The organism is Archangium sp. (assembly GCF_036388035.1).
GTDB lineage: Bacteria > Myxococcota > Myxococcia > Myxococcales > Myxococcaceae > Archangium.
In genome coordinates this window covers 1-1,704 of sequence record NZ_DASVSO010000860.1, presented here as the reverse complement: position 1 = coordinate 1,704, position 1,704 = coordinate 1, and the positions used below count along the sequence as shown (strand labels likewise).

The following is a 1,704-nucleotide window of genomic DNA, read 5'->3' as shown; positions in this document are numbered from 1 at the left end:
GGCCAGACGGCCCACGGTGGCGAGCTTCTCGGACTGGGCGCGCCGGTGCTCGGCCAGGGCGAGCTTCTCCAGCGCCTCGCGCCGGGCCCGCTCCACCTGGATTTCGTTCTGCGCCGCCATGGCCTCGCGAAACCGAGCGGAGCCGTACGCTCCGAAGAACGTGGCCGACCCCGTCATGGACGCCCACGCGAGGGCCTGGGAGCTCTGGTGCGGCATCAGGATCAGCACCCCCACGATGGCCAGCATGCACACGAGGCCGCTGGCGACGGCCACCCCCGTCTCCTCCGGATAGACGAAGGCCACCACCAGCGGCAGGGTGGGCACGAGGTTGAGGAAGGGGCTCTCGAGGTTCCCCGTGACGTGGACGAGCCCCAGGTAGAACGAGGTGCCGAGCACACAGTTGGCCAGGAGCAGCAGGCGCCGCCGCGGCTCGGAGCTCCGCTCGAACCACCACGCGAAGACCACCAACTCCAACGCCCACGCCAGCCGCACCCCGAGGGCTTCCACGCTGAGGCGGGACAGGATGAACACGTCCAGCACGGACAGCAGCGGGAGAACCACGGCGAACACCAGGGACTTCCTCCCCGGGTTCGTGCCCATGCCTGTCAGGGCGAGCGCCATGGCGTTGATTCTCCGGTACGAGCGGGACGCGAGATCACGGGGGGACGATACTACTCCCTGCGGGTCACATAGACTCGGTGCTCATCATGGGTCTCATCACGCTGTCCATCCCCCTCTTCTTCCTCCTCATGGGCCTCGAGTGGCTGTGCGGGCGACTTCAGGGCCGGCGCGTGTTCCGTGGCCCGGATGTCTTCACCAACCTCTCCCTGGGCTCGGCGCAGACGGTCTTCAACGCCCTGGCCGTGGGCCTGCTGGCCGGGGCCTACCAGGCCCTCTACCCCTACCGCCTCTTCGACATCCCCATGTCCTCGGCGCTGGCCTGGGCGGGCCTGATGCTGGGGGTGGACTTCTGTTACTACGGGTTCCACCGCGCCTCGCACCGCATGAACCTCGCGTGGGCGGCGCACGCCCCGCACCACCAGAGCGAGGACTACAACCTGGCCGTGGCGCTCCGGCAGGGGCCTCTCCAGCCCCTCGTCTCGCGCGTCTTCTACCTGCCGCTCGCCCTGCTCGGCTTTCCGCTGGCCATGTTCGCCACGGCGGCGGCGCTCAACACGCTCTACCAGTTCTGGGTCCACACCGAGCTGATCGGCAAGCTGGGGCCCCTCGAATGGGTCCTCGTCACGCCCTCGCACCACCGCGTGCACCATGCCTGCAATGGCCGCTACCTGGACAAGAACCACGGCGGAATGCTGATCGTCTGGGATCGGCTGTTCGGCACCTTCGAGCCCGAGGAGGAGCCCGTCACCTACGGCACGGTCAAGCCGGTGCGCACGTTCAACCCGCTGGTGGCCGCCCTGGCGCCCTTCCGAGAGCTCGCGGCCCTCACCCGAGAGACGCCGCGGCGGATGGACAAGCTCAAGCTCTGGGTCATGCCGCCCGAGTGGCACCCCGAGGGAGTGGAAGCACGGGCCCTGGAGGTCGTGCCGGGCCGCTCCCGGTTCGACATGAGCCTCTCGCGCCGGGTGGCGCTCTACGTGGGCGTGGTGGGCGTGCTGACGCTGCTCGTCACGGTGCTGTTCCTGGTCCGGAGTGCCTCGTTGGCCCTGCCCGTGAAGCTCGCGTTCGCGGCCTGGTTCCTCG

At 69.1% G+C, this 1,704-nt stretch carries 1 protein-coding gene and 1 pseudogene; one reads left to right on the top strand and one right to left on the bottom strand.

Translation table 11 applies throughout. The annotated features are described in order from the left end of the window. Nucleotides 1–621, bottom strand: a pseudogene (locus tag VF697_RS35460) (two-component sensor histidine kinase); the annotation flags it as partial. An 86-nt stretch (nucleotides 622–707) separates the two neighbouring features. Here VF697_RS35460 and VF697_RS35455 point away from each other — a divergent pair. Further along, the coding region (locus VF697_RS35455; protein ID WP_331102074.1) for a sterol desaturase family protein at nucleotides 708–1,704 on the top strand (997 nt) is incomplete at its 3' end.